General features: G+C 70.6%; 22 protein-coding genes and 1 pseudogene. 9 read left to right on the plus strand and 14 right to left on the minus strand.

Features of this window, described 5'->3' with window-relative positions; genetic code table 11:
• Together ACFYOH_RS39490 and ACFYOH_RS39495 are read right to left on the minus strand one after the other, a co-directional pair.
• Positions 1 to 80 (minus strand): potassium-transporting ATPase subunit F (locus ACFYOH_RS39490; protein ID WP_388636093.1); only part of this gene is annotated, 80 nt, incomplete at its 3' end.
• A 258-nt stretch (positions 81 to 338) separates the two neighbouring features.
• Positions 339 to 2,183: an APC family permease gene (locus tag ACFYOH_RS39495; protein WP_388635940.1), complete on the minus strand. Its 1,845-nt coding sequence runs from the start codon at positions 2,181 to 2,183 to the stop codon at positions 339 to 341.
• A gap of 211 nt (positions 2,184 to 2,394) precedes the next feature.
• On the opposite strand from ACFYOH_RS39495, the gene ACFYOH_RS39500 reads away from it, so the two are divergent.
• Positions 2,395 to 2,787: a hypothetical protein gene (locus tag ACFYOH_RS39500; RefSeq protein ID WP_388635942.1), complete on the plus strand. Its 393-nt coding sequence runs from the start codon at positions 2,395 to 2,397 to the stop codon at positions 2,785 to 2,787.
• 134 nt (positions 2,788 to 2,921) lie between these two features.
• Here ACFYOH_RS39500 and ACFYOH_RS39505 read toward each other — a convergent pair whose 3' ends face one another.
• The 4 genes from ACFYOH_RS39505 to ACFYOH_RS39520 form a co-directional block, all read right to left on the minus strand.
• Complete coding sequence (locus ACFYOH_RS39505) at positions 2,922 to 4,784, minus strand: NAD-binding protein (RefSeq protein WP_388635944.1); 1,863 nt, start codon at positions 4,782 to 4,784, stop codon at positions 2,922 to 2,924.
• 179 nt (positions 4,785 to 4,963) lie between these two features.
• On the minus strand, positions 4,964 to 5,767 hold the full coding sequence (locus ACFYOH_RS39510; RefSeq protein ID WP_388635946.1) for a DUF4118 domain-containing protein: 804 nt from the start codon (positions 5,765 to 5,767) through the stop codon (positions 4,964 to 4,966).
• Positions 5,767 to 8,262, minus strand: a complete 2,496-nt coding sequence (locus ACFYOH_RS39515) for an ATP-binding protein (RefSeq protein WP_388635948.1) — start codon at positions 8,260 to 8,262, stop codon at positions 5,767 to 5,769. The genes ACFYOH_RS39510 and ACFYOH_RS39515 overlap by 1 nt, the downstream gene beginning before the upstream one ends.
• A gap of 184 nt (positions 8,263 to 8,446) precedes the next feature.
• Positions 8,447 to 9,817, minus strand: coding sequence for a hypothetical protein (locus ACFYOH_RS39520; protein WP_388635950.1), 1,371 nt, complete (start codon positions 9,815 to 9,817; stop codon positions 8,447 to 8,449).
• Between the two features lie 668 nt (positions 9,818 to 10,485).
• Here ACFYOH_RS39520 and kdpB point away from each other — a divergent pair.
• The 7 genes from kdpB to ACFYOH_RS39555 all read left to right on the plus strand — a co-directional run bounded on the left by kdpB (position 10,486) and on the right by ACFYOH_RS39555 (position 18,011).
• Complete coding sequence (gene kdpB / locus ACFYOH_RS39525) at positions 10,486 to 12,639, plus strand: potassium-transporting ATPase subunit KdpB (protein ID WP_388635952.1); 2,154 nt, start codon at positions 10,486 to 10,488, stop codon at positions 12,637 to 12,639.
• A gap of 384 nt (positions 12,640 to 13,023) precedes the next feature.
• Positions 13,024 to 13,836, plus strand: coding sequence for an SDR family NAD(P)-dependent oxidoreductase (locus ACFYOH_RS39530; protein WP_388635954.1), 813 nt, complete (start codon positions 13,024 to 13,026; stop codon positions 13,834 to 13,836).
• A 31-nt stretch (positions 13,837 to 13,867) separates the two neighbouring features.
• Positions 13,868 to 13,945 (plus strand): 50S ribosomal protein bL37, encoded by a 78-nt coding sequence (locus ACFYOH_RS39535; protein ID WP_373310759.1) that lies wholly within the window; start codon positions 13,868 to 13,870, stop codon positions 13,943 to 13,945.
• 83 nt (positions 13,946 to 14,028) lie between these two features.
• The gene (locus ACFYOH_RS39540; RefSeq protein WP_388635956.1) at positions 14,029 to 14,805 is read left to right on the plus strand and encodes a GNAT family N-acetyltransferase; all 777 of its coding nucleotides are present in this window, start codon (positions 14,029 to 14,031) and stop codon (positions 14,803 to 14,805) included.
• Between the two features lie 22 nt (positions 14,806 to 14,827).
• Positions 14,828 to 15,199, plus strand: a complete 372-nt coding sequence (locus ACFYOH_RS39545) for a hypothetical protein (protein ID WP_388635958.1) — start codon at positions 14,828 to 14,830, stop codon at positions 15,197 to 15,199.
• Between the two features lie 232 nt (positions 15,200 to 15,431).
• Positions 15,432 to 17,390: an amino acid transporter gene (locus ACFYOH_RS39550; protein WP_388635960.1), complete on the plus strand. Its 1,959-nt coding sequence runs from the start codon at positions 15,432 to 15,434 to the stop codon at positions 17,388 to 17,390.
• Positions 17,391 to 17,492: 102 nt separating this feature from the next.
• Positions 17,493 to 18,011 (plus strand): hypothetical protein, encoded by a 519-nt coding sequence (locus ACFYOH_RS39555; protein ID WP_388635962.1) that lies wholly within the window; start codon positions 17,493 to 17,495, stop codon positions 18,009 to 18,011.
• Positions 18,012 to 18,311: 300 nt separating this feature from the next.
• Here the strand turns inward: ACFYOH_RS39555 and ACFYOH_RS39560 are convergent, their stop codons facing one another.
• From ACFYOH_RS39560 to ACFYOH_RS39590, 7 genes and pseudogenes are all read right to left on the minus strand, one after another.
• Complete coding sequence (locus tag ACFYOH_RS39560; RefSeq protein WP_388635964.1) at positions 18,312 to 18,437, minus strand: transposase; 126 nt, start codon at positions 18,435 to 18,437, stop codon at positions 18,312 to 18,314.
• Positions 18,438 to 18,868: 431 nt separating this feature from the next.
• A pseudogene (locus ACFYOH_RS39565) lies at positions 18,869 to 19,550 on the minus strand (type III effector protein).
• Between the two features lie 188 nt (positions 19,551 to 19,738).
• Positions 19,739 to 21,535: an acyclic terpene utilization AtuA family protein gene (locus tag ACFYOH_RS39570; RefSeq protein ID WP_388635966.1), complete on the minus strand. Its 1,797-nt coding sequence runs from the start codon at positions 21,533 to 21,535 to the stop codon at positions 19,739 to 19,741.
• On the minus strand, positions 21,532 to 21,978 hold the full coding sequence (locus tag ACFYOH_RS39575) for a MaoC/PaaZ C-terminal domain-containing protein (RefSeq protein WP_365333767.1): 447 nt from the start codon (positions 21,976 to 21,978) through the stop codon (positions 21,532 to 21,534). The genes ACFYOH_RS39570 and ACFYOH_RS39575 overlap by 4 nt, the downstream gene beginning before the upstream one ends.
• Complete coding sequence (locus ACFYOH_RS39580; RefSeq protein WP_388635968.1) at positions 21,978 to 22,523, minus strand: MaoC family dehydratase N-terminal domain-containing protein; 546 nt, start codon at positions 22,521 to 22,523, stop codon at positions 21,978 to 21,980. The genes ACFYOH_RS39575 and ACFYOH_RS39580 overlap by 1 nt, the downstream gene beginning before the upstream one ends.
• Entirely contained in the window at positions 22,510 to 23,724 is a 1,215-nt protein-coding gene (locus tag ACFYOH_RS39585; protein ID WP_388635970.1) for a CaiB/BaiF CoA transferase family protein, read from the minus strand. Before ACFYOH_RS39585 ends, ACFYOH_RS39580 begins: the two co-directional genes overlap by 14 nt.
• 17 nt (positions 23,725 to 23,741) lie before the next feature.
• On the minus strand, positions 23,742 to 24,275 hold the full coding sequence (locus tag ACFYOH_RS39590) for a 2,4'-dihydroxyacetophenone dioxygenase family protein (protein ID WP_388635972.1): 534 nt from the start codon (positions 24,273 to 24,275) through the stop codon (positions 23,742 to 23,744).
• A gap of 211 nt (positions 24,276 to 24,486) precedes the next feature.
• Between ACFYOH_RS39590 and ACFYOH_RS39595 the strand changes: the two genes are divergently transcribed.
• Entirely contained in the window at positions 24,487 to 25,227 is a 741-nt protein-coding gene (locus ACFYOH_RS39595; protein ID WP_388635974.1) for an IclR family transcriptional regulator, read from the plus strand.
• A 76-nt stretch (positions 25,228 to 25,303) separates the two neighbouring features.
• Here the strand turns inward: ACFYOH_RS39595 and ACFYOH_RS39600 are convergent, their stop codons facing one another.
• Complete coding sequence (locus tag ACFYOH_RS39600) at positions 25,304 to 25,681, minus strand: SpoIIE family protein phosphatase (RefSeq protein ID WP_388635976.1); 378 nt, start codon at positions 25,679 to 25,681, stop codon at positions 25,304 to 25,306.
• Between the last annotated feature and the right edge of the window lie 62 nt (positions 25,682 to 25,743).

Raw genomic sequence — 25,743 nt, forward strand, 5'->3', positions numbered from 1 at the left:
TCCGGGAAGATCAGGGCGAGGACGAGATAGCCCAGCAGAGCGACGGCCACGACCAGGCCGACGACGTTCTCGACGGTCACAGCTTCGTCACCCCCTTGGCGACAAGGGCCACCAGCGCGAAACCCGCGAGCACGGTGACGACGAAGGCCAGATCGGCCATCGCGAACTCCTGGAGTGAGGTTCGGTTGAAACGGACGTGTAAGAGGAAAGCGCCTCTCTGGCCGGTTCTGGTCGCCCGTTGACGACCCTCTTACGGCGGACCCGGAACCTTTGACGGGACTCTTACGACTCCTGGCTCGTACCGGTAAGTAGGAGTCGGTGACAGTAGGTGACCCAGCTCACGGCAGCCGGAAGCGCAGCCGGCAGATCACCGCGTCCGTCTCCCGCCGCACGGCGTGCGCGACGACGGCACCCCGCTGGTTCTGCAGCAGCCGCTGCCACAGCCGCTCCGGCTCGGTCTCCGGGATCAGCACGGTGACCCGGGTGCCGGGCTCGGCGGCGGCCAGCTCACGGACGTACGCGGCGATGGGACGGCCCAGACTGCGCCGCTCGCAGGACAGCCGCACCAGCTCCACCCCCGGATCCCACTCCGCCCAGGAACGCTCAAGCGCGTGCAGATGCGCCCGATCCTCTGGGTCGGGATGACAGACGGTCACCGCGCGGACCTCGTCGCCAAGGGAGGCGGCCGCGGTCAGCGCCTCCGAGGTCAGCCGGGACAGCGAGGACACCGGCACGACCACCAGCGAACGGTCGCGGCGGGGCACCTCCGGGATCCGACCGAGCCCGAGCCGCTCGCCGATCCGGCCGTAGGCGCGGTGCACGATCCCGAAGGCGACCACCAGCAGCGGCAGCGCGACGACGATCAGCCACGCTCCCTCAGTGAACTTGCTCGCGGTGACCACGACGGCGGCGACCCCGGTGAGGACGGCCCCGAACCCGTTGAGCAGCGCCTTCCCGCGCCAGCCGACGCCCTTTTCGAGCCGCCAGTGCCGGACCATGCCCACCTGGGCGATCGTGAAGCCGACGAAGACACCGATCGCGAACATCGGCACCAGCGTGTTGGTGTCCCCGCCGGAGAAGACCAGCAACGCGGCCGAGACCACGGCGAGCGCCAGAACACCGTGCCGGTGCACCTGACGGTCGGCCTTCAGCGCGAAGACATGCGGCGCGTAGTTGTCGCGGGCAAGCAGCTTCAGCAGCACCGGCAGCCCGCCGAAGGAGGTGTTCGCCGACAGCGCCAGCAGGATCATCGTCGCGAACTGGATGACGTAGAAGGCCCAGTTGTGGCCGAGCGCGGCGTCCGCGAGCTGGGCGAGGACCGTGACACCCTCGACCGGCTGGAGGTGGAAGCGGCCGATCAGCACCGACAGGCCGATCAGCATCAGGCCCAGGACGGCGCCGAGGACGACCTCGGCGCGCTGCGCCCGGCGCACCCGCGGCACCCGGAAGGAGGGGACGGCATTGGCGATGGCCTCCACGCCGGTCAGCGCGGCACACCCGGAAGCGAAAGCTTTCAGCAGAAGGAGCGCGCCCACGGAGGAGGCGTTGTCGGCGAGGACCGAGACGTGTCCGGCCGCGGTCGCCGTGCTCACGGGACGGGAACGGAACAGCCCCACGCCGATGAGGACGAAGATCGAGCCGACGAACACGACGGTCGGCACGATGAACGCCTTCGCCGACTCCACGATCCCCCGCAGATTGACACCCGTGATCAGCGCGAGTATCGCCAGGCACAGCCACAGCCGGTCGCCGTAGAGGGAGGGGAGGGCGGAGGTCAGGGCGGCCACGCCCGCGGTCACCGCGACCGCGACGTTGAGCACGTAGTCCAGCACGAGCGAGGCTGCGGCCACCAGGCTCGTGCGGGCGCCGAGATGCGTCTTCGCCACGGCGTAGGAGCCGCCGCCGTCCGGGAAGGCCGCGATCACCTGCCGGTAGGAGGCCACGAGAACCGCGAGCAGGGCCGCGATGGCCAGCGTCACCGGCATCGTGAAGCCCAGTCCGTGCGCGCCCGCGGCGGCCAGGACGAGGACGATGGCCTCGGGGCCGTACGCCACCGACGCCATGGCGTCCAGCGACAGGGCCGCGAGCCCCGTGACGGCAGTCAGCCGGTGACGTTCGCCGGTATCAGGCGGCTCCTCGCCGGCGGGGACGGCATCCGGCTGCTCGGTGGTCAGGACGGACATGGGCGCGTGCTCCTTCTTCGTTCAGCCGCGCACGAGGGTCGAAGTGCGCGCGGGTGCACCCAGGTTCTGACCGTTTCCCGCCCTGTACGTCCGTTCCTTGCGGCATCTTCGCGCCCGACCGGCAGACCTTGACGTGATCTTGACGGGTATCTCCGTCAGAGCCACGTCAAGGTCTGCTGATCAGCTTCCCCAGGTAGCTACCGTCTGCGTCATGGGACGCCCTGATGCATCAGGAGCGGCGGTGCACGACCGCGAATGGACGCGGGAGTTGTGGAGCGCCGTCCGCTGCGCCGGCGTACTGCTCGCCCTGCTGCTCCTGACCGACTGGGGCTCCGGCCGGATCGCTGTGTGGCGCGCCGCGCTGTGGTTCACGCTCGCCGCGCTGCTCTTCATCGTGCTGTATCCCGCCCGGGTGTCCGCGGGCGGGAACTGGCTGGCCTGTCGAAGGCTGGTGCGCGAGCAACGTGTGCGGACGGATCTGCTGGTGTCGGTCCGCTGCGTGGACGGCATCTCGCCGCGGCTCCTGCTGCGGGACGCCCTGGGCGGCCGCGTCGAGATCGATCCGAGGTCCTCGTCCGCAACCCGCACCTGTGGTTCCGTCTGAACGAGGGCGCCCGGATGGCAGCGGACGACGGACTGCTGCTGTGCGGCCAGACCGCGCTGCGCCGTCTCTCGATCCGCATGGACCGAGAGACGGCGCGGGCCGTGTTCAAAGCGTCCGGTCTGGACTAGGGCGCCTCAGTCCCGGCGGTTTGCCGGATGCGGCTGTACGCCCGTCATGAGGATGTCCAGCCCGCGCCGTGTGGTCGCCAGGACCACCCGGTCACCGGCGCGCAGCACCCGGCCCTGCGCCGGACGCCAGTCGAAGCCGGACCGCTTGGCGCGCAGGCCGGTGAGGGTGTCCACGGAGGAGACCTGCACCGCAGGAGTCACGGCCCCGACGGCGAGCACCCGCCACTCGTTCTCCCGGAACGCCTCGTGCACCGAGCGCCCCTCCAACTCCGGATGCCCGGCCACGTCAACGCAGGTGAACAGCAGCGAGCCCCGCTCCACCGGCATCACACCCAACACGTGGCGCCCCATCATGGCGGCGGCGAAGGACGGAGCGGCCAGCGCGGAAACGCTTCGGCTGCGGGTGAGCGCGTCCGGGTACGAGGCGCGCAGGGTGCGCTGGACGGTCGCCGCAAGGTCGTCGTCGTAGAGCCGCATGACCACCCGCACCGCGGAGTTGGTCTCCCGTGCCGCCATGACGATGTCCAGGTTCTGACCGTCGTCACGGGTCAGAACGAGCAGGGAGCGGCTGTGCCGGACCCGGGACAGATCGAGAACGCCGGGGGCGGTGGCGTCCTGCAGGATCAGCGGGACGCCGAGTTCGCGCGCGAACGCGACACCGCGCGCGTGCGGGTCGCGTTCTATCACCACGACCTGGTGGTCAGTGGTGCGCAACCGGGCCAGCACCCGGGTGCCGATCTTCCCCAGGCCGACGAGGACGATGTGGCCGCTGGTGTCCTCGTCCGGCGGATGGCTCGCGGAGGCGGCGCGGAAGGCTTCGGTGGCGTTCAGCGTGGCGGCCACGACGAGCGGCAGCACGGCCAGGCCGACGAAACCTGCGACGAGCTGGAGGATGCGGCGGGCGACTGACTCGTTGGTGGCCGGGTCGCCCATCGTGAAGATGTCCAGCATCGGCAGGTACAGGTTCTTCCACCACGGGTGCTCGTCCGCGAACAGCGCCGTGGCGGCGGCCAGGGCCAGCACCATCGCCCCGAGCGCGCCGAAGACAGCGGTGAGCTCTCGGGAGAGGAACACCTTCCACGGCAGGTGCGCCAGCCGGGCCCGCAGCCAGGCCCCGGTACGACCGCGCCGACTGCGGCGGGCCGGTTCGGGCCCGTGATGATGGGTGACCTCCTCCAGCATCAAGCGGCCGTGCGTGAACTGGCGGTGATACGCGGTCCGGGTGTCCGGCAGCAGCTGGGTGCCCTCCTCGCCGGGCGTCTCCGGGCTGTCCTGGCTCGCCGGGTCGTCCTGGTGGGCACCGGACAGGACTGCGAGCGTGGCCAGGTCGGTGGTGTGCGACGGGGTGCCGGCCGGGCGGACGACACCGCGGAAGACCTTGTCCTCGACCTGGAGGGTGTGGCCGTGGCCGACGGCGGCTGCCGCCACGAGTTCGGGTACGGCGGTGTCGGCGTCCGACAGCACGGTGGTGGAGGTGTCCTGCGCCGCCTCAGGAGACAGACCGGCGGCCCGGTCCAGCAACCGCTCCAGGTGCCGGCCTCGCTCACGGTGGAACATTCGCACCACCAACCGCACGGACGGGTTCAGGGTGCGGGCCAGCAGGGCGGCGGTCATGTTGACCTGGTCGTCGCGGTAGGTGAGGGCGAGCGCGGCGGCCCGCTCCACCCCGGCGGCCCGCAGGGTCCGCTCGTCCGGGCGCGCGGAGACGAGCAATTCGACCGGCGAGCGCGGGTCCTCGTGCAGCGCGGAGATCTGGGCGCCGTACTCGTCGTCCCGGGACGGCACCACCACGGTGACGACCTCGCCGCACACCGCGTCCAGTTCGAGGGCGAGCCGGTGCGCGAGTCCGTCGTCACCGAAGATCACCATATGCTGGGAGCGCTGGCCAAGTTCCTGGCGGAGATGGAGAGTTGACGTCACACCGGAAAGGAACGGCGGGAGACGCGGCGCCGTTCCGCCGGGCGGCCGCCCCGGCGTCAGGATCGCGTCAGGGAATCCGCCGCGCGCCCGGCTTCATCGCCTCCGTGCTGTTTCCGCGATGTCCGGCCTCATCCCCCACGTACCGGTCCAGCCGTGTCCAGCGCGGCACCCGTCTGGTCGGCCAAGGTCACCGCGACCAGCCGAGCCTGGAGCGGGGGCACCGGTCCGGGGCCGGGGGTGATCATGAAGCGGCCGAGGTAGTGGCCGTTGCCGTACGCGCGCAGCTCGATCTCGCCCTCCGGCCACCCGTCGGTGTCCGGGTTCCAGGTGCGGCGGCCCACCGTCACGCTGCCGTCCTTCTCCAGGCGCGGCGGGCGGCCCAGGAGCGTGCCGTACTCGAAGCGGCAGGCTCGCAGGCCGAGCAGGCCGGTCAGCTCGCCTCGGACGTGGTCGACCACGATGTCCGCCGAGTTGGCGGACTGCACGAGGTCGGCCGTCCGGTGGATCCGCGCCAGGTGGTCCGCGTCGGTCACAGCCATGACCTCCAGCCGGCGGGCACGGGCCGCGAGCTGGGCGACGATCACGCCGACGACCAGCAACAGCACTGCCGTTTCGATGTCGGCGGATGCGGTGATGTCGAAGGTCTCGTACGGCCGGGTGAGGAAGAAGTCGAACCAGGCCGCCGCCGACAGCGCCGCGACCGCGCCCGCCGTACGGCTGCCCAGGGCGGCCACGGCGACGACCACGACGACGAGGACGAGGGCGGCGTTCGTGTGCGTGAGGCCCGAACGGAGCGGGACGAGGGCCAGGGCCACGAGGAACGGGGCGGCCAGGCCCGCCGTCAGGGCGAGCCAGTCCCGCAGCGGCAAGGGCCGCGCAGCCCGGCTTCCTCGCGTGCGGTGCAGTTTCCAGGTGCCGGGCACAGTGCTCATCACGCACCTCCTACGCTCTGCTCGGTCGGTTCGGCACCCACCGTCCGTGCCGCGAACGGCAGCGAGACGACCATGGTCAGTCCGCCTCCGGGGGTGTCCTCGGGGCTGAGGGTGCCGTTCATGGCCTCGGTCAGGCCGCGGGCGAGGGCCAGCCCGAGTCCGAGTCCCGTCGTGTTGTCGGTGTCGCCGAGCCGCTGGAAGGGCTCGAAGAGCCGGTCGCGGCCGTCGGGGGGAAGCCCCGGCCCCCGGTCCACCACTCGCAACTCCACCCGGCCCGCCAGGGCACTCGCGGTGACCAGCACCCTCTTCCCGGGCGGGCTGTGGCGCGCGGCGTTGCCGACCAGGTTGGCGATCACTCGCTCCAACAGCGGCGGGTCGGCCAGCACCGCCGGGATGTCCTCCACGTTCGCCACCTCGACCTCCGACACGTCCGCCAGCGCCATCGGCAGCACCTCCTCCAAGGAGGTCTCTCGCAGGTTCAGCGTAAGAGCGCCGGCCTCCAGGCGACTGAGGTCGAGAAGGTTCTCCACCAGCCGGTTGAGCTTGGCCATGGACTCGTCGGCGGTGGCCAGAAGTTCCTCGCGGTCCTCCGGGGAGAACTCGACGTCCCGGCTACGCAGGGAGGTGACTGCGGCCCAGCCGGCCGCAAGCGGGGTGCGCAGGTCGTGGCCGACGGCCCGCAGCAGCGCCGTACGCAGCCGGTCGGCGGCCTTGACCGGCTCCACTTCGGCCGCCGCCTCAGCGAGCCGCGCCCGCTCCACCGCTGAGCCGACGTGCGCGGCGAACGCGGCCAGCACCCGCCGCTCGGAGGAGGAGAGAGTACGGCCGCGCAGCACGAGGTAGGCGCCGGGGCCTGCGGGAACGGCCGTCGCCCCGGCCGTATCGGGCGGCTCGTCCAGCAGATCGGCCGATTCCATGCCGAAGGTCTCGCGGGTCCGCTCCAGCAGGGCGGGGATGGTCGCCTCGCCGCGGACGATGCTTCCGGCCAGCGACGACATGGTCTCGGCCTCGGCGGTCGCCCGGGCGGAGCGGCGTGCCAGGCGCAGGGAGCGGTCGACGACCGCGGCGACGGTGGCCGCCACGACCGCGAACACCGTCAGGGCCAGCAATGCGTTCGGGTCGTCCAGGGTGAAGGAGCCGATGGGCGGGATGAACCAGTAGTTGAGCAGCAGGGACGCCGTCACCGACGCGATCACCGCCGAGGCGACCCCGCCTATGCAGGCCACGCCCACCACGGCGAGCAGGAACAGCAGGGCCTCGCTGGTCAGGTTCAGCGTGCCCCGCAATTGAGCCAGGAGTGTGGTGAGGAGGACCGGTAGCACCAGCCCGGCCACCGGGCCCGCGATCAGCCGGGCCGTCGACAACGTGCGACGGCGGGAGGGCAGCAAGGTGCCGCGCCCGGCCCGCTCGTGGGTGACCCGGTGCACGTCGATGTCACCGGACAGCTCGGTCACGGTCTCCCCCGTGCCGGGCCCGGTGAGGAAACGGGCCAGCCGACCGCGGCGGCTGGTGCCGAGCACCAGCTGGGTGGCGTTCTCGGCCCGGGCGAACTCCACCAGGGTGGTAGCCACGTCGTCGCCGACCACCGAGTGGTAGCTGCCGCCCAGGTCCTCCACCAGCCGGCGCTGCCGGGCCAGCGAGGCCGCCGAAACCCCACCGGCCAGGCCGTCGCTGCGGGCCACATGCACCGCCAGCAGGTCTCCGCCCGCCGACCGGTCCGCGATCCTGGCCGCTCGTCGGACCAGGGTGTCCCCCTCCGGGCCACCGGTCAGGGCGACGACGACCCGCTCCCGGGTCTCCCACACCCCGCCGATGCCGTGCTGCGAGCGGTACTCCTGGAGTGCCTCGTCGACCCGGTCGGCCACCCACAGCAGCGCCAGCTGCCGCAGGGCCGTGAGGTTGCCGGGCCGGAAGTAGTTGGCGAGGGCGGCGTCGATCTTCTCCGGGGCGTAGATGTTGCCGTGCGCCATACGGCGCCGCAGGCCCTCGGGCGACATGTCCACCAGCTCGATCTGCCAGGCCCGCCGTACCACCTCGTCGGGTACGGTCTCGTGCTGCGGCACCCCGGTGATCTTCTCGACCACGTCGTTGAGGGACTCCAGATGCTGGATGTTCACCGCGGTGATCACGTCGATGCCGGCGTCGAGCAGGGCCTCGATGTCCTGCCACCGCTTGGCGTTGCGGCCCTCGCCGGGAACGTTGCTGTGGGCGAACTCGTCGACGATCGCCACCTGCGGGCGGCGCGCCAACACCGCGGCCAGGTCCATCTCCTCGAAATCACCGCCGCGGTAGGAGCACCAGGCCCGGGGGACAACCTCCAGGCCGTCGACCATCGCCTGCGTGTGCGGGCGCCCGTGGCACTCCACGAAGCCCACCACCACATCCGCACCGCGGACGGCACGGCGCCGCCCCTCGTCGAGCATCCGGTACGTCTTGCCGACCCCCGGGGCCGCCCCGAGGTAGACCTTCAGCCGTCCGGACCGTACGTCACTCATGGCCGTCGACGCGCTCCGCTCACTGATCCAACTCCCCTGCTCCAGAAAGCTCCTCCTCCAAGAAAGCCGCTTCACGGAGCGTTCGGCGCGAGTGTTAGCGGTTTCTTGGCGGCGGTGCCGGAGACCTTGACACCGCCTTGACGTGCCCTGGCCCGATGGGGTGAGGGCAGCTGCCCGTGGCAGCTCAGCGGAACTCGGCCAACCGTGGCCGCAGCCCCAGCAAGGTCAGGAGCATCGCCGCGCCCAGCAGTCCGCCCGCCCACGGCAGCAGGCCGTTCAGCGCTGAGCGGCCCCCGTCGACGGAGGACTCGAAGTGGGCCCGGTTGATGCCCGCCACCTTGTCCAGCGCGCCCATCCACGCACCGAAGTGGGCGTTGGACGTCCCCGGCGCCCAGTCCATGCAGAACTGGACCGCCTGCTGCTCCTTGCCGGCCGCGAACAGCGCGCGGATCTTCCGGTCGTCGCGCTGGTAGACGGCGTAGGTGTCCACCGTCCTCTCCGCAGCGGTCCGCTCGCCGGGGAAGGTGATGTTGTCCAGCTCGCGGCGGAACTCGCCGGTGAAGCGCAGGTCGCGGTGGTCGGCCCGGTACGCCTGCCAGGTAGTGGCCAGTTCGTCGTCGTACGTCGACAGCGTGGCGCCCTTCAAGCCGTACAACTGCTGCGACTTGGCGAGGAACGATTCCGCGTACTGGTCGCGGCGCTGCGGGTCGAGCAGGTAGCGGCTCTCGTCGGCGTTGGCGTCGTAGGCGATGGCACGGGCGCGGGAGAGGGCGACGACGGAGTCGAAGGCATCGTGCCTAGCCACGCGCAGGTGATCGGCGGAGGCGGACAGCATCTGGGAGCCGAGGATCACCGCGAGCAGGGTGCAGACGGTGCCGGCCAGCACACCGGGGTTGAGGATGCGCCGGAAGCTGCGCGCGAGGTACCACTGCAGGACGCCGAGCACGGCCAGCAGGAGCACACCAAGGGCCAGGACGGCGGCGAACTGCGCGGAGAGGGTGGAGCGCGCCGAGGAGTACTCGGCTTCGAAGGCCGCATCGTTGGAAGACACCAAATCGCCGGCGGCTGGGAGGAGTTGGGTGCGTAGTAGGTCCGTGGCGCGCCGGTAGTCGGCGAGGGCGGCCGGCTTGCCGCCGTGGTGGCCGTCGTTCTCCAGGGCCCGGCCGACCAGCTCCTGGTACTCGGCGAAGTCGTCGGTCAGCGACTCCACGGTCTTCTCGTCGGCCCCGCTGCCCTGCGCGGCGACGGCGAGCGTGCGCAGGTCGTGACCGATCTCGCGCCGGGCGTCGCCGTAGAAGCCGACGGCCTTCGAATACGGCGTCTGCAGCCGCCCCTTCCCCGCGTCGCCGCTCGACAGCAGGATGTTGGCGGCCTGGGCGTCCATGTCGTTCAGGGCCAGATCGAGGTCGGCGGCGCTGGTGGTGCGGGGCGCGTCGCGGTCGGCCACGCTGCTCCAGGTACCGAGGGTTGCGAGCCCGGCCACCAGCAGGAGTGTGACGAGGGCAGCGGTGAGCAGGACCGTGGCCGCGCGCAGAAGGCGCAGCCGCGCGGGCACGGAGGCCCAGTAGCGGCGGCGCAGAGCGGCCCGCGCGGCCTCGGTCCGTCGCCTCAGGCGCAGCCCCGGACCCGGTCCGGCCGTCCGCGAACCCCCTCGCTGGCCCGGTCCGGGGCTGCCCCCTGGCTGGGCGACCGCCGCTCTTCGTGGCGGTGCTCCTTGCTCGGTCCGAGAACCCTGCGCTGATCCGGCCGTGAGAGCCACGGTCCCTCCAACGTCACCGCCACGGACGGTCGCCCGTCCCCCGTTGGTGATCAGTCTGCGGCGGGATTCGGCCATCGGCGGCTGACATTGACGGGTCCCTGATGGTTCCTCAGCCTTGTTTGACGGCACTTTGACGGCGGCGGCGCCTCGGCCGTATGAGTGCCGCCAATTCCCCGCCGAGCACGGCGGTCGCGACGGGGAACGGGGCTAGATTCGTTGTCGGCCGCCGACGGGGGCCGCGGACGTCAGCGGCCCCACGACTGAAGGAGTCCCCCACTCCGAAGCGGCGCGAAGGCGGTCTGGTGCGTGTCCGAGGGGCAGGCACCCGCGCACGACGTCTTACATCGTCCCGTGCCGGCGTCCGTGCGCCGCCGTGCGGCGCCGGGGCCCCGGCGCCGCACGGTCCGTGACCGCGTGCCCGTCACCCATCCGTCCCTGTCACCCATCGAGACACGAAGGTGTCCATGCTTCCCGCTGCCCCCGAGAAGGCCCCACCGTCACGCCCCGAGCGCGGAGCCCGGACCGGACCCGAGCGAAGGCCGAGGCGGCGCGCTCCCAGCGGGCTGTTCGAGCCCGCCCAGCTCGTGCGCTCCTTCCCCGAGGCGGTGCGCAAACTGCATCCGCGCGTCCTGGTGAAGAACCCGGTGCTGTTCGTCGTGTCCGTGGGCGCGGTCCTGACCACACTGTCGGCGTTACTGCACCCGGCGGTGTTCACCTGGGTCATCAGCCTGTGGCTGTGGCTGACGGTCGTCTTCGCCAACCTCGCCGAGGCCGTCGCCGAGGGCCGCGGCAAGGCACAGGCCGAGTCGCTTCGCCGGGCCCGCACGGACACAGTGGCGCTACGGCTGGAGCACTGGAACTACGGCACGAACCTCGACACCGCCCGCACCGAGGCCGTCGCCGCCGCCGACCTGAGGCCGCTGGACGTCGTGCTCGTCGAAGCGGGCGAGATGATTCCGGCCGACGGCGATGTCATCGACGGGGTCGCGGCCGTGGACGAGTCCGCGGTGACCGGCGAGTCGGCGCCGGTGATCCGGGAGGCGGGCGGAGACCGCAGCGGAGTCACGGGCGGGACGACGGTGCTGTCCGACCGGATCGTCGTCCGGGTCAGCGCCCGCCCCGGGCACAGCTTCCTGGACCGGATGATCGCGCTCGTGGAAGGCGCCTCCCGGCAGAAGACCCCGAACGAGATAGCGCTGAACATCCTGCTGGCCTCGCTCACGATCGTCTTTCTGCTGGTGGTGGTCGCGCTCCAGCCGATGGGCGAGTACGCAGGCGCCGCCCAGTCCACGACCGTGCTGGTCGCGCTCCTCGTCACGCTCATCCCGACGACGATCGGCGCCCTGCTGTCCGCGATCGGCATCGCCGGCATGGACCGGCTGGTGCAGCGGAACGTGCTGGCCATGTCGGGCCGGGCGGTCGAGGCTGCGGGTGATGTGAACACCCTGCTGCTCGACAAGACCGGCACCATCACGCTCGGCAACCGCGAGGCCGCCGCCTTCGTCCCACTGCCCAGGATCGACGAACGGCAGCTCGCGGACGCCGCCCAGCTCTCCTCGCTGGCCGACGAGACACCGGAGGGCCGCTCCGTGGTGGTCCTGGCCAAGAATCGGTACGGGCTACGAGCCCCGGCCGAGAGCGAGCTGACGCAAGCCCGCTGGGTGGCCTTCAGCGCGCAGACCCGGATGAGCGGGGTCGACCTGCGCTGGCCGAACGGCGCCGTCTGCGCCATCCGCAAAGGCGCCGCCCAACAGGTCATCGAGTGGGTACAGATGTACGGCGGCCACGTGCCGCCCGAGGCACGGACGTACGCCGACGCCGTGGCCGCCTCCGGAGGAACACCGTTGCTGGTGGCGGTGCACGACTGGGACGGGCCGCGCGTGCTGGGCCTGATCCACCTCAAGGACGTCGTCAAGGACGGTATCCGCGAACGCTTCGCCGAGCTGCGCCGCATGGGCATCCGCACGGTGATGATCACCGGAGACAACCCGCTGACCGCCCAGGCCATCGCCAAGGAGGCGGGCGTCGACGACTACCTCGCCGAGGCCACCCCCGAGGACAAACTCGCGCTCATCAAGCGGGAGCAGGAGGGCGGCAAGCTGGTCGCGATGACGGGTGACGGCACCAACGACGCCCCCGCACTGGCCCAGGCGGATGTCGGCGTGGCGATGAACACCGGTACGTCGGCAGCCAAGGAGGCCGGCAACATGGTAGACCTCGACTCCAACCCGACCAAGCTGATCGAGATCGTGGAGATCGGCAAGCAACTCCTCATCACGCGCGGCGCGTTGACGACGTTCTCCATCACCAACGACGTCGCGAAGTACTTCGCCATCATCCCGGCCATGTTCGCGGGCTCGTACCCGGGCCTGGAGTCACTGAACGTGATGGGCCTGCACAGCCCGACCTCCGCGATCACCTCCGCGATCATCTTCAACGCCCTGATCATCGTCGCCCTGATCCCGCTCGCCCTGCGCGGCGTGCGCTACACGCCCTCCTCCGCCCACGACCTGCTGCGGCGCAACCTGCTCGTCTACGGACTCGGCGGCCTCGTGCTGCCCTTCGTGGGCATCAAGCTGATCGACCTGCTGATCTCGGGGGTGCCCGGCCTTGGCTGAGCCACGCCCGGTGTCCTGGCTCGCCCGTCAAGGAGCCGTATGTGCACGTCAGAGGCCCGTCAGAGAACGGGGCTCCGGCTTGCCCGGCGGGTGCGGGACGGCTTCCATGGACATCGTGAACAGCGCCTGGCTCCTCTTCGACCGACCTCCGAGTCCCGCTCGGCCGTCGCGTCGCGAGCCGCGCTGACCGGAAGCGCCCGTGCCACGCCGGTATCGCGTCCCGCCGACGCCATGCCGCGCTGACGCCGCGTCCCGCCGACGCCGCTTTCCGTGACCCGAGGGGCGCCGTGATCGGCTCCGGCGCCCCTCGCTCCACCTTCCTCACCGCATGCCCACCGCCCTTCGCCGGGCGGCGTAGGCATGCCCGCACCCCCGGATGGGATCATGCCCGATTCAGCCCTTTCCTCTCGTACCGTCCTGGTCACCGGCGCCACCTCCGGCATCGGTCACGAGACCGCCCGCCAACTCGCCGAGCGCGGCGCCACCGTGCTGCTGCACGGCCGTACCGCCGAGGAGGCGCGGGCGGCGGCAGACCGCCTGGCTGCCACGACAGACATCCAGCCCGCCCAACTGCGACCGTACGGGGCCGACTTCTCCCACCTGGAGGAGGTCGAGGCACTCGCCCGCACAGTGATCACCGAGCGACCGCACCTCGACGTACTCGTCAACAACGCGGGCATGGCCGCTCCAGAGCGGCACACCGTCACCGCCGACGGCAACGAGATCGCCTTCCAGGTCAACTTCCTCGCCCACTACCTGCTGACCTGCCTGCTGGAACCGGCGCTCACCAGCGACCCGGGCGGGCGCGTCGTCAACGTCTCCTCCTCCCTGCACCGCACCGGGTCCATCCAGTGGGCCGACCCCAACCGCGCCCGCCGCTACTCCCGGCTCGCGGCCTACGCCCAGTCCCAGCTCGCCCTCACTGTCTTCGCCGCCGACCCGCGCGTCACCGCCGTATCCGTCCACCCGGGCGTCTGCGACACCACTTTGCTTCCCCTCTACTCCCACGAGGGCATCTCCCCCGCCGAAGGCGCCGCGCACGTGGTCCGGCTCTGCGACCCGGCCGTCGAGATCGTCAACGGCGCCTACTACGACCGCGACGAGCGCGTCGACCCCGCCCCGGCCGCGACCGAGGACCGCACGATCAGGCGCCTCAACAAGCTGGCGGACCTGCTGGTCGGCCGTACCGCCGCCTGAAGAACATTCCGAGCAGAGGGAGTTGCCGTACATGTCCAAGCGCGCCCGCAAGAAGAAGGACCGCCGCAAGAAGAAGGCCAACCACGGCAGCAAGGCCGGCCAGAGCTGACCGGCGCCGATGGGGCGGGCGACAGGGGCCAACGATCCCCGTCCGCCCGCCCCGTCCGCATTCACCAACACCACGAGGTATCGATGATCGAGGTCTCCCCGCCGGACCCGCGGGCGCTCGCGCGCTGGTTCCCCACCCACTCACCCGGTCCCTCCACGATCGGCGAGCACGTGCTGGCCACCGGCATCGGACGCTGGTGGGCCGACCGGCCCGTCCAGCCGAACACTGTGGCCGTCTCCTGCGCCGGCCACGTCGTACTGCGCGGCAGCCCGGAGGAGTTGACGCCGGACGTCCTCGCCCCGCTGGCCGGCAACCGGGTCGAGGCCCCGGCACGGTTGCTGCCCGCCCTAGGCACCGCCTTCGACCGGCTCACCCCATGGGAGCGCATGATCTGGACGCTCCAGGCCACGCCCCAGCCCGCAACCGTCCCGCACGGGGTGACAGTACGGCGCCTGGAACCTGCGGACACCGACGCGGTGCAGGAACTCGGCCCGGACGCCTCCTGGCTCTCGGCCAGCTGGGGCGGGCCACGCGGCCTCGCCTCCTCCGGCCACGCCTGGGCCGCTGTGGGCCGCACCGGCCGCATCCAGGCGGTGGCCTGCACCTTCTTCCGCGGCACCGGCTACGAGGACGTGGCCGTCTACACCGTCCTCGACCACAGGCGCCACCACCTCGCGCTGGCCTGTGTCACCGCTCTGTGCACGGACATCACCTACCGCGGCCACACGCCCAGCTGGAACTGCTCGCTCCACAACCGCGCCAGCCGTCTACTGGCCTGGAACGCCGGCTTCCGTCTGGTCCGCGAGTACGTCCACTACGCGGTGGGAAGCCCGGTGGCACACCCTCGGCTCAGCGCTTAGCAGATTGAAGAGAGATGCGCCCGTGACCGAGAAGACCAGGAAACCCCCGCTCCTCACCCTCCCGATCCTTAAAGGCAGCCGCGACCTCACGATCACCCGGCTGAAGCGCGGCGAGGACTCCTTCACCCTCCACTACCGGATGACGCCACCGCTGCCCGAGTCCGGCAGCGAGTCCCTCGTACTCCCGGTGCTGGAGGCCGTGGACGACCTCGGCAACGAGTACGACGACCGCGGCGGTGCCTACGGCACCCATCCGGACGGCACCTGCACCGACGGCAGCCTCAGTGGGCATCCGGCCCTGCATCCGGAGGCGAGCAGCCTGCGGGTCCGCATCACCTGGCTGCGCGGCGGCAAGGAGACGCCGTACGACATGACGCTGGCCCTCCGCCCCTAACCCCTGTCCTGACCGGCGCGTTGCCCCTATACAGCCCGATCCGCGCCCGGGCAATGGTCACTTCTTGATCCTGATGTGCCACCGACGTTCACCCGGCCGGTCTTAACGGAAGATTGACGCACGCGGTGAAATCGCTCACGGGCCCATGCGTCTCTTGCTGCTTACGCTGGTGCCTCCGTCCGCGTGATGGCCGGAACACCCACGCTGAGCCGCACATCTGGAGAGCACCTCGATGGCCACCACCACCGAACAACCGCCGCCGAGCCGATTGCGGACGTGGATGCTGGAAGGCTTGTCCGACATGGGCAAGCACGGCGGTCATACCGGACCGCATGCCGCGCCGGAGCCCGCTCACAAGGGCCAGCGCTGGTGGCGCGTGATGTGCCTGACCGGCGTCGACTACTTCTCGACCCTCGGCTACCAGCCGGGCATCGCGGCCCTGGCAGCCGGACTGCTCTCCCCGATCGCGACCATCGTGCTCGTCATAGTCACCCTCGCCGGCGCCCTCCCGGTGTACCGGCGGGTGGCCGAGGAAAGCCCACACGGCGAGGGCTCCATCTCCATGCTGGAGCGGCTGCTCTCCTTCTGGCAGGGCAAGCTGTTCGTCCTGACCCTGTTGGGCTTCGCGGCCACCGACTTCCTCATCACCATCACCCTCTCCGCCGCCGACGCCTCCACCCACCTGGTGGAGAACCCGCACTTCACCAGCACCCTGCACGGCCACCAGATGCTGATCACCCTCCTGTTGGTGGCCCTGCTCGGCGCGGTCTTCCTCAAGGGCTTCATGGAGGCGATCGGCGTCGCGGTCGCCCTGGTCGGCATCTACCTCGCCCTGAACCTCGTCGTCGTGATCGTCGGCCTGTGGCACATCGTCACCGCCGGGCACGTGATCACCGACTGGAGCAGCGCCCTGACGACCCAGCACGGCAACATCTTCGTCATGGTCGGCGTGGCCCTGATCGTCTTCCCCAAGCTCGCGCTCGGCCTGTCCGGCTTCGAGACCGGCGTCGCCGTCATGCCCCACGTCCAGGGCGACGACAGCGACACCGAGGAGCGGCCCACCAGCCGGATCCGGGACACCAAGAAGCTGCTCACCAGCGCCGCCGTCATCATGAGCGGCTTCCTGATCACCACCAGCTTCATCACCACCCTGCTCATCCCGGAGAACGAGTTCAAGACCGGCGGCCAGGCCAACGGCCGCGCGCTCGCCTACCTCGCCCACGAGTACCTCGGCGGCGCCTTCGGCACGGTCTACGACATCTCGACCATCGCCATCCTGTGGTTCGCCGGCGCCTCCGCCATGGCCGGCCTGCTGAACCTGATGCCGCGCTACCTGCCCCGCTACGGCATGGCCCCGCACTGGGCCCGCGCCGTGCGCCCGATGGTCATCGTCTTCACCCTCATCGCCTTCCTGGTCACCTGGATCTTCGACGCCGACGTCGACGCGCAGGGCGGCGCCTACGCCACCGGTGTGCTGGTGCTGATCAGCTCCGCGGCGATCGCGGTGACCATAGCGGCGCGCAAGGCGGGACAGCGCGGCTGGACCATCGCCTTCGGCGTGATCTCGGCGGTGTTCCTCTACACGACCGTCGTGAACGTCATCGAGCGTCCCGACGGTGTGAAGATCGGTGCCTGCTTCATCGCGGGCATCATCCTGGTCTCGCTGCTGTCCCGCCTCGCCCGCGCCTTCGAGCTGCGCGTCACCCATGTCGAGCTGGACGACATGGCAGAACGATTCGTCCGGGACATGGCCCACCGCCGAATCCGTTTCATCGCCAACCACCCGGGCCTGCGGGACAAGGCCGAGTATCGCGACAAGATCGAGCAGATCCGGGCCGACAACGATCTGCCGGAGCAGGAGGACTTCGTCTTCGTCGAGGTCACGGTCACCGACCCCTCCGAGTTCGAGGCGAGCCTGACAGTGCGCGGTGAGGTCCTGCACGACCGCTACCGAGTGCTGACCCTGGAGTCCGCCTCCATCCCCAACGCCCTGGCCGCGCTTCTCCTCCATGTCCGCGACAGCACCGGCTGCACGCCGCACATCTACTTCGAATGGACCGAGGGCGGCCCCTTCGCCAACTTCCTGCGCTTCTTCCTCTTCGGCCAGGGCGAGGTCGCCCCGGTCACCCGCGAGGTCCTGCGCGAGGCGGAACCGGACCGGGAGCGGCGCCCCCGCGTCCACACCGGCTGAGCAGACGGCGGCGTCAGGATCCCGTCAAGATTCAACCGTTCGGCGTTAGGGCCCCGTCAGCGTCGGTCGCCGGAGTCGGCAGGGCCTTCTAGCGTCGGCTCCATGCAGCGGAACGGCCCGACGGACCCGGCCGGTGACCGCCACTGGCGTGGCAGCGCTCGGCTCGCGGTGAGCTGTGCCCTGCTGTTCTGCGCCATGGCCCTGCTCGTCGACTGGGACGCGAGGAGCCTCACGCCCCTGCGCGCCCTGCTGTGGATCAGCCTGTCCACGGCGGTGGGCGCCGTCCTGCTGCCGCCCCGGGTGAGCGCGGGCCCCGGCTGGCTCGCGGTACGCACACCCTGGCACCGGCACGTCGTCCGCACGGACGCGCTGACGGCGGTACGGCAGTACGACGGCCCTTCCTCCCACCTGGTCCTGCGGGACATCCACGGCCACCGCCTGGAACTCGATCCGCGGACCCTTGCGGCCAACCCCTTGCTCTGGCACGAGGTCGACGCGGGTGTGCGCCGCTCACTGGAGCGCGGGACGCTGCGGCAGGGGGCGGATGTCCTGGACCGGCTGGGCCACCGCATCGACGACGAGACACTGCAGGCGGTCCTCCGGGCATCAGGTCTCTCCTGACCAGGCACGGAGGAGCCGGTCCGAGACGACGCCAGACGATCGGGGACGCATCTTCCGCCGCGCGTCGAGCGACACCTCCCCCTGCTGCTCGGTCAGCCCGAGCACGGACGCCCCTATAGCGGGGGGATCGGCAGATGCCGTCCTGACCAGGTCGGAGACTTCGCGGGCGGCATATGGCATGAGGCATCGGATGATCTCACGCCGGGTCTTGGCCTCCTGAATGCGGCGCTCGTAGTACGCCTGGGTGCGGGCGTCGTGGCGCAGCCGGGTGAACACGATGCGGTACAGAGCGGCGTTCGCCTACCGGTCACCGCCGTGGTTGAGCCGGCGCGAGGTTCGACGGCCCGAGGAGTACTCGATGGGGCTGACTCCGCACAGGGCCGCGAAGGACGCTTCGGTGGTCAGCCGCTCGGGGTTGTCTTTCATGGTGATTAGCAAGGTCACGGCGCTGTCCGGGCCGACGCCCACTGGTGTGAGCAGTTGCGGGGCGTGGCGTTCGACGAGCTGGGTCAGGCGCTGATTCAGCTCATCGATCTGTCCCGGTGAGCTGCTCGATGCGCTGGGCCGGCAGGCTCAGGGTGACCCCGTGGTTCCCGCGACTGCCCCGCGTACCCGTCGAGGACGCCGTCGCCTGGGCCTGACGGCACTCTCGCCGTCTGGCCACGCGGGATTCGAAGTCCGAGCACCCGAGGGTGGTCGGCTCAGAAGTAGAGGCGCCATGCCGGCGGCGCCGGTGCTCTCGTGAGTACCGGTGCTCAGGCGCCGAAGGCCGCCGACAGCGCGGCTGCACTTCGACCGGGGAGGCCGCGAGAACAACCCCATCACTCCGCAGCGGGGAGAGCCCGAGGGTGCGGAGGTCACGCTCGGTTCCGGCGCTGGTCGGCGCTGCGTTGGCGAAGTTGGTCGGTGTGGCGGGCGACATCATTGACGCGCGCCGCGAGGTCAGGGTGGTCGGACGCAAGGTGTGCGTGCGTAGCGGTGAGGGGGCCGACGAGGGCGGCCGCGTCGTTGTCGGCGAGGGCGGTGATGAGGTCGGCGAGCGGGGTGCGGGCGGTGGCGGGGAGGTCGGGGAGCGCGGTGATCTGGCCGGCGAGTTGGCGTAGGTCCGCAGCGTTGGTGCGGGCCCAGGCGGCGATGGCGCGGTCGGCGGCGCGGCGGTCGCGGGTGGCCTGTACCCGCTGCTCGCCCGTGCACCCGGGCTGTCCGGGGCGTATGCGCAGGTAGCGGCGTTCGGCGGCCTGACGAGTGGAGACGCCGAGGGGGTGGGCGAGGTCGGCCCAGCTGACGCGCGCGTCCCGGGCCGCTTCGATTCAGGCCCGGTTCCCATTCGGCGAGTTGATCGCGTGCTTCGCGGAGCAGCAGGAGCGCTGCGAGCGTCTGCTCCGAGCCGGTCCGGCCGGGCTCGGGTTGCTCCTCGTCCCGCGTTGTCCGGGCGGTGTGCAGGGCCTCGTGGATCGTATTCAGCGCCGCGGCTGCGGCGAGGACAGAGGCGGGGGTGAGGCCGCGGGCACGGGGGATGGGCTGATCGTCAACGGGCATGTGGCCTCCGACACGTGGTGTCGTCATCTCGACGACCGTCTGGGCATGTTCGGCTGTGTGACGGACGCCGCGATCGCCGGCGTGGAACACCATGTCGCACGAGTCCGCGACAGCAACTGTCAGAGAGGAGCGGTTGCCACAGGCTCCGCTCGACGCACGGTTTCTCCGCCGCTTCGGTCATGGCTCGCTCAGGATCGCACCAGAGATCGCGGCACCTTGATGCTCCGTGAGCGCAGCCATTCGCCGAGCGCTTTGGCCTGCGAGTCGAGCCGCAGTGTCGAGGTCGCGCCGGTCCCGAGCAGTCCTCGAATGAGGAAGTTGACCGCGCCCAGGTGGGGGAGTTCGTAGCGTGAGATCTCCAGTTCGCGCGTTTCGGGAAGAAGGCGCCGCACCTCGTCGATGGTGAGGGTGGACTTGAGCCAGTCCCATGCCTCCCGGTCGCGTACCCAGACGCCGAGGTTCGCGTCGCCGCCCTTGTCGCCGGAGCGGGCGTGCACGATCTCACCAAGTGGGGCGACGATGAGTTCGTCCATCCGCGGTGCAGGCACCGATTGCGGGAGCGCCGGCTCGGCCCGCGGCGTCACCTCGCCACCGGTGTCGTCCGGGTTGCCGGGGGCGATGCTCTCCGTCGTGCCGTCGTGGTGATGGACCGTGTGATGGAGCGTCCGCTGGTCGAGCAGTGCGGGCCAGTAGGCACCGAACGCGGACCCCGGTTGCGGAGGGCCGAGGGCGTACAGCCCGGGGTAGCTGGACAGGGCCAGCTCCACCACGCGCGAGGAGAAGGCGCGCCCGGCGGCTTGCTGCGTCCCCTGCACGGTGATCCTGAGCAGCTCGGTTCCCGCGTTCTGGGTGTCGGGGTCGTGCTGGGCCTGCCCGATGCGCTCGACGGCGACCGCGTCGAGCCCGTCGACGGCCTCGGCGTAGCGCTGGACGAATCGCTCGACCAGGGCGGCCTTCGCGTCGAGGTCCGTGCCGGTGAGCGCGAGGATCGCGCTGTTCGTCCAGCCTCCCACCCCTGTGATCGCGACCTTGGTCGTCTCGGGTGGCGCCGAGCCCCGCACGCCACTGATCCGGACGCGGTCCTCTCCGAGGACAGTCAGGGTGGCGGTGTCCAGGTGGGCGGTCACGTCCGGGTTGAGATAGGCGGGCTCACCGATCTCGTAGAGCAGTTGGGCGGTGACCGTGTCATGGGTGACCACACCGCCGGTGCCCGGGTTCTTGGTGATCACCGAGGAGCCGTCCGCGGCGATCTCGGCGATCGGGAACCCCGGCTCCATGAGGTCGGGGACGGTACGAAACCCGGAGAAGTTGCCGCCGGTCGCCTGTGGCCCGCATTCGATGACGTGTCCGGCGGCGACCGCGCCGGCCAGGGCGTCGTGGTCGTCAGGCGTCCATCCCCACCACCAGGCGGCCGGCCCGACGGCCAACGAGGCGTCGGTGACGCGGCCGGTGACGACGATGTCGGCGCCGTTGCGGAGGGCGCGCGTGATGCCGAATCCGCCCAGGTAGGCGTTGGCCGTCAGCGGCTGGTGCGGCCAGTCCGACAGCGGCTGACCGGTCGTCAGGTGGGGCAGGGTATGGCCCGCTTGCCGCAGACCGTCGAGGCTGCCGAAGACGTCGTCGCCCTCGATGTGGGAGACCCGCAGGTCGTGACCGTGGCGTGCGACCAGTTCACGGGTCGCGGCGGCCAGCCCGGCGGGGTTGAGTCCTCCGGCGTTGACCACGAGCCTGATCCCGTTGGCGACGAGGTGCTCGAGCGCCGCGTCGAGGTGCTGCAGGAAAGTGGTCGCGTAGCCCTTCGTGCTGTCCTTGGCGCGCGCCTTGCCGAGGATCAGCATCGTGACCTCGGCGAGGTAGTCACCGGTGAGGACGTCGATGCCGCCCGCTCGGGCCATGTCGGCCATGGCCGATGCGCGGTCGCCGTAGAAGCCGGAGCAGTTCCCGACGCGGAGGGGACGCTGCCCCGGTACTGATGCTGACGTCATGCCGACTCTTTCGGTGTAGAGGTACCAAGACCGCCGGTGTTCTCGCCCCCGGTCCTGCTGACCCGTACCGTCCCTTCGAACCCCACCTCGCCGGAGGGGTGCTCCTCGACCAGCTCGAGGGTCATGCGGTCGCCCTCGACCTGCGTCACCCGGGCGGTGTAGACCAGGTTGGCCGGCGCATAGGCGGGCTTGCGCAGGCGGTAGGCGACCTTCGTCACGCGCCACTCCGGTCCGAGACCCTCGGTGACGCAGCGCAGGGCGAGCGCCGCCCGCAGGTGGGAGTGCAGCACGACAGAGCCGTGACCCTCCTCGCGTGCATAGCGGTCGTCGAAGTGGATGCGGTGCGGGTTCCAGGTGACCGCGCTGTAGCGGAACAGCTGAAAGGGCGTGGCTGTGTGCTTGAGCCGGGGGAGCATGTCCCCGGCCTGGAAGCTGATGGACACTACGACTCCTGCAAGGGGTTGCGCAGTACGACGGTGCGCCGGTTGCGATTGAGGACGGCACCTTCGGCGGACATGAACGTGTTGATGGTGGTGACGAACACGCAGGTGCCGGAGCGGGTCTGCTTGGGGGTGACCGCCTCCAGGGTGGCCTCGAGGACCACCTCCGTCCCCGCGGTCACGGGAGAGACCAGCTCCATCTCCTCGCCGGCGCCCATCACGCGCAGCCCCAGGTCGCCGTCACCGAGGGGTATGTCACCGCCGACGGGGGTTCCGTCGGGCTGGAGCTGCGCCTCCGGGGTGCCGATGCCCCACTCCACGATCGCGGCGAGCATGTTCGGTGGCGCCACGACATCCGCGTACCCGGCCGAGCGAGCGGCCGCCGCGTCGTAGTGGACCGGGTCCGTGGCGCCGATGGTCAGTGCGTAGCGGCCGATGGTCACCGCGTCCAGCGTGCCGAGGCTCCGGCGTGTGAGGACGGCACCGGTCCGCGGCTGGTTCTGGGCGTAGTACTCCGCCAGCGGAGTGCCGGGTTCAGGTGTGAACATGCCTGGGATCCTCACCGTTGATCTGGGTGCCGGCTTTGCCGGCCGCATTCGCGTGGCCGGGAAGCTCCGCGAGAACCTCCCGTGTCGACCGGCCCAGCGGCGGCGCGGCCCGCAGCGGGTCCACCGGTGAGTCGCTGAGCCTCAGGGGGCATCCTGGGACCGGCACCCGGCCCCGGGCCGGGTGCTCGACGTACTGGATCATGCCGCGCTCGATCAGATGCTCGTCCGAGTCGACCTCGCGGATCGACTTCACCGGCGCGCAGGGCACCCCGGCGGCCTGCAGGTCCCGCATCAGCTCGGCACGCGTCCGGGTCCTGGTGCGGGAAGAGACCTCTTCGTCTACCGCGTCGATGTGGGCGACCCGGTCCTTCTGCGTGCGGAACCTGGGGTCGTCGATCAGCTCGGGCCGGCCGAGCGCGGTCGCCACGCCGTGCCAGTGCCGCTCGGCGATGCAGATGATCGCCAGCCAGCCGTCGCTGGTCCGGTAGATGTTGTACGGCGCGACCGCCATACCCGTGTGCCGGTTCCCGGTGCGCTCGGGAAGCTGCCGCTCGGGGTGATTGTGCAGGCCACCGAGGCTGGATGCCAGCATCGGGTAGATGGTGTCGTGCATCGAGACCTCGACGATCTGCCCCCGTCCCGTGCGCTCGCGCTGGAACAGGGCCGCGCTGATCGCCCCGAACAGGTGGATGCCGCCGGAGAAGTCCACGAACGCGGCGCCGGCCTTGGTCGGCGGCCCGTCGGGCACTCCGGTGGCCGAGGCGCTTCCGGACATCGCCTGCACAGTGACGTCCATGGCCGACATGTGGGCGTACGGGCCCGTGGACCCGTAGCCCTTGCCGCAGGCCACGATCAGCCGCGAGTTGTGTTCGAGGAGCCGCTCCGGGCTGAGCTGGAGGCGCTCCATCGTGCCCGGCGCGTAGTTCTCGATGAGCACGTCGGCGGTCCCGACCAGATCGAGGAGCGCCTGGCGACCGGCGTCGGTCTTCAGGTCGAGCACCACACTGCGCTTGTTGGAGTTGAGCATCACGAACTCGTGGGACTCGATGGGCTCGTGCGAGCGGAAGCGCAGTGGCTCACCGCCGGGTGGCTCGACCTTGATGACGTCGGCGCCCAGTTGTGCGAGCAGGAGCCCGCAGTAGGGGCCGTTGTAGATCTGGCCCAGTTCCAGGACCCGGATGCCGTCGAACGCCGGTCGCATGGCTGCTCCCCTGCCGATCAGGACTTGATCACGCCGGCGGCGCCGCCGTGGATGTAGCCGACCGGTCCGGTGCCCTGCGCCGCAGCCGCGGTCTCGGTCAGGTGCTGGAGGGTCACCGCGTCCATGACCGAGTGGAAGGTGCCGTCCTCGTTGAAGCTGACCTGCGCACCCTCGATCCAGGCCAGGGCAACGGTGTCCTCGGTGTTGTCCTCGGGGGTGTAGAAGGTGTGCACCGAGCCGCCGGGCTCGTACAGGTAGGAGCCCGCCGTCTGCGGCTGGTCGGGGTACTCGCGGTACAGCCAGCGGCCCTGGATCGTCCACACCTGAGCCGTACCGGTGTGGTAGTGGATCGGCAGCTCGACACCGGGTGCCAAGGTGGACAGGAAAACCCACTCGCCGCGCTCGGGGTCCAGGCGCAGCGTCTGGATGTGGATGCCGGGGGCGACAAGATCCTTGAACAGCGGGATCTGGTCGATGTTGACGGTCAGAAGCTCACCCTGCGGCAGAGAGACGAGCGGCAGCGGCGCGCGGCCGCCGTACGTGCTGATCACCGTGGGAGACGCTGGTGTGGTCATGTTCGGGCCTTTCGGTGTAAGTGCCGACCTTCCGGACATGCGACGTGGGGGTACGGTGATGCAGCGTACGTATTTACGTATGTTGCACCGGATTTCCGTACGCCGGGGACGCTACGGTGCCCCGCGCCTCCGTGACAAGACTCGTGCGCAGAGTTATGGCGGACGGGACGGTGCTAACATCAGCCGCATGCCCGTCCGCCCTCACCGCACGGTTGACCGAGTGATCGGGATCCTTGAAGCCGTGGCCCTGAGCCCGCGGGGCGTGACACTGGCTGAGCTGGCAGCCACCCTGGAGGCGGCGAAGAGCTCCGTTCAGGAGCTGACCAACGGCCTTCTCGCCCGCGGCTATCTCATGGAGGACGACCGCCGGTTCCACCTCGGACCAGGGCCCTTCATCCTCGCCGCGCGCGCGAACAAGCTGGCCGCCCTTTCACTCGATCACAACTTCCTGGCCGAGTTGAGCAAGGTCCTCGGCTGCACGGTCCTCGCCGGGGTGCGCGTCGGGGACGCTCTCGTCTACACGGACAACGCCGGTCAGGAGTCACCGGGCCTGACCTTCGTCGCGCGCACCCACGCCCGCCGCCCCCTCTACACGACCGCTGCCGGTAAGACGCTGCTCGCCCATGTCCCCGACGAGGAGATGTACCGGCTCCTGGAGCTGGCCAGTGCCGAGCAGACAGGAGAGGTCCGGCAGTTCCTCGCGGAGCTGCCCGAGATCCGCTCCCGCGGACTCGCCTTCAACCGCGGAGTCACGTTCAAGGATGCTTTTGCCGTGGCCACGCCCCTGTTGGCATCCGACGGCAGTCCGATAGCGGCGATCAGTGCAGCGATCGACCCCGCAGAAGCGGATCGTCTCGACGACGTCGGCGAAGAGCTCAAAAAGGCAGTCGCCGTTCTCGGCCCCCAGTACGGGCCCAACCGCGCTTGATCCCCCTGTGCAGGTGCGCGGCCCGGCTGTCGCCCTCCGGCGAGGTCCAGCCGTCGCGGCAGCGCCGACGCGGGCCTCAGTAGATCTGCACCAGCAGGAGGGCCGAGTCGTCGGCGCGGTCTCCTGATGGCTGGGCGTGGGCGAGACGTGTGTCGGCGACGTCGTCCAGCGGGCCGGTGGCTTTGGAGAGCGCTGCCGCGAGGTCGGCGAGGGCGGTTTCGTGGTCGCTGCCGGGGATTTCGATGAGTCCGTCGGTGTAGAGGCCAGGAGGGTGCCGGGAGACAGAGGGACGTCGTGGTGGGGTACTCCGCGCCTTGGGGCCGACGCCCAGCACTGGGCCTGGCGCTGCGAGACCTGGCGTTCCGCACCGGCGGCACGGCAGCCACCACACGCTGGGACACCGGTACCGGTACGCGTCGTGGCCCAGCTCGCCGGCGAGGAGTTCCTCAGCCATATCCTCGCCCGACTCCCGTCCACTGGGTGACACAGCTGTGCCGGCGGCCCCGTCCACTCTTC

Origin of the sequence: Streptomyces sp. NPDC007856 (assembly GCF_042868225.1) — a bacterium.
Classification (GTDB): Bacteria; Actinomycetota; Actinomycetes; order Streptomycetales; family Streptomycetaceae; genus Streptomyces.

Coding starts and splice junctions, on each gene's coding strand:
- ACFYOH_RS39495 (WP_388635940.1), bottom strand. CDS start 2,183: ATGTCCGTCCTGACCACCGAGCAGCCGGATGCCGTCCCCGCCGGCGAG.
- ACFYOH_RS39500 (WP_388635942.1), top strand. CDS start 2,395: ATGGGACGCCCTGATGCATCAGGAGCGGCGGTGCACGACCGCGAATGG.
- ACFYOH_RS39505 (WP_388635944.1), bottom strand. CDS start 4,784: ATGGTGATCTTCGGTGACGACGGACTCGCGCACCGGCTCGCCCTCGAA.
- ACFYOH_RS39510 (WP_388635946.1), bottom strand. CDS start 5,767: ATGAGCACTGTGCCCGGCACCTGGAAACTGCACCGCACGCGAGGAAGC.
- ACFYOH_RS39515 (WP_388635948.1), bottom strand. CDS start 8,262: ATGAGTGACGTACGGTCCGGACGGCTGAAGGTCTACCTCGGGGCGGCC.
- kdpB (WP_388635952.1), top strand. CDS start 10,486: ATGCTTCCCGCTGCCCCCGAGAAGGCCCCACCGTCACGCCCCGAGCGC.
- ACFYOH_RS39530 (WP_388635954.1), top strand. CDS start 13,024: ATGCCCGATTCAGCCCTTTCCTCTCGTACCGTCCTGGTCACCGGCGCC.
- ACFYOH_RS39535 (WP_373310759.1), top strand. CDS start 13,868: ATGTCCAAGCGCGCCCGCAAGAAGAAGGACCGCCGCAAGAAGAAGGCC.
- ACFYOH_RS39540 (WP_388635956.1), top strand. CDS start 14,029: ATGATCGAGGTCTCCCCGCCGGACCCGCGGGCGCTCGCGCGCTGGTTC.
- ACFYOH_RS39550 (WP_388635960.1), top strand. CDS start 15,432: ATGGCCACCACCACCGAACAACCGCCGCCGAGCCGATTGCGGACGTGG.
- ACFYOH_RS39555 (WP_388635962.1), top strand. CDS start 17,493: ATGCAGCGGAACGGCCCGACGGACCCGGCCGGTGACCGCCACTGGCGT.
- ACFYOH_RS39560 (WP_388635964.1), bottom strand. CDS start 18,437: ATGAAAGACAACCCCGAGCGGCTGACCACCGAAGCGTCCTTCGCGGCC.
- ACFYOH_RS39570 (WP_388635966.1), bottom strand. CDS start 21,535: ATGACGTCAGCATCAGTACCGGGGCAGCGTCCCCTCCGCGTCGGGAAC.
- ACFYOH_RS39580 (WP_388635968.1), bottom strand. CDS start 22,523: ATGTTCACACCTGAACCCGGCACTCCGCTGGCGGAGTACTACGCCCAG.
- ACFYOH_RS39585 (WP_388635970.1), bottom strand. CDS start 23,724: ATGCGACCGGCGTTCGACGGCATCCGGGTCCTGGAACTGGGCCAGATC.
- ACFYOH_RS39595 (WP_388635974.1), top strand. CDS start 24,487: ATGCCCGTCCGCCCTCACCGCACGGTTGACCGAGTGATCGGGATCCTT.
- ACFYOH_RS39600 (WP_388635976.1), bottom strand. CDS start 25,681: ATGGCTGAGGAACTCCTCGCCGGCGAGCTGGGCCACGACGCGTACCGG.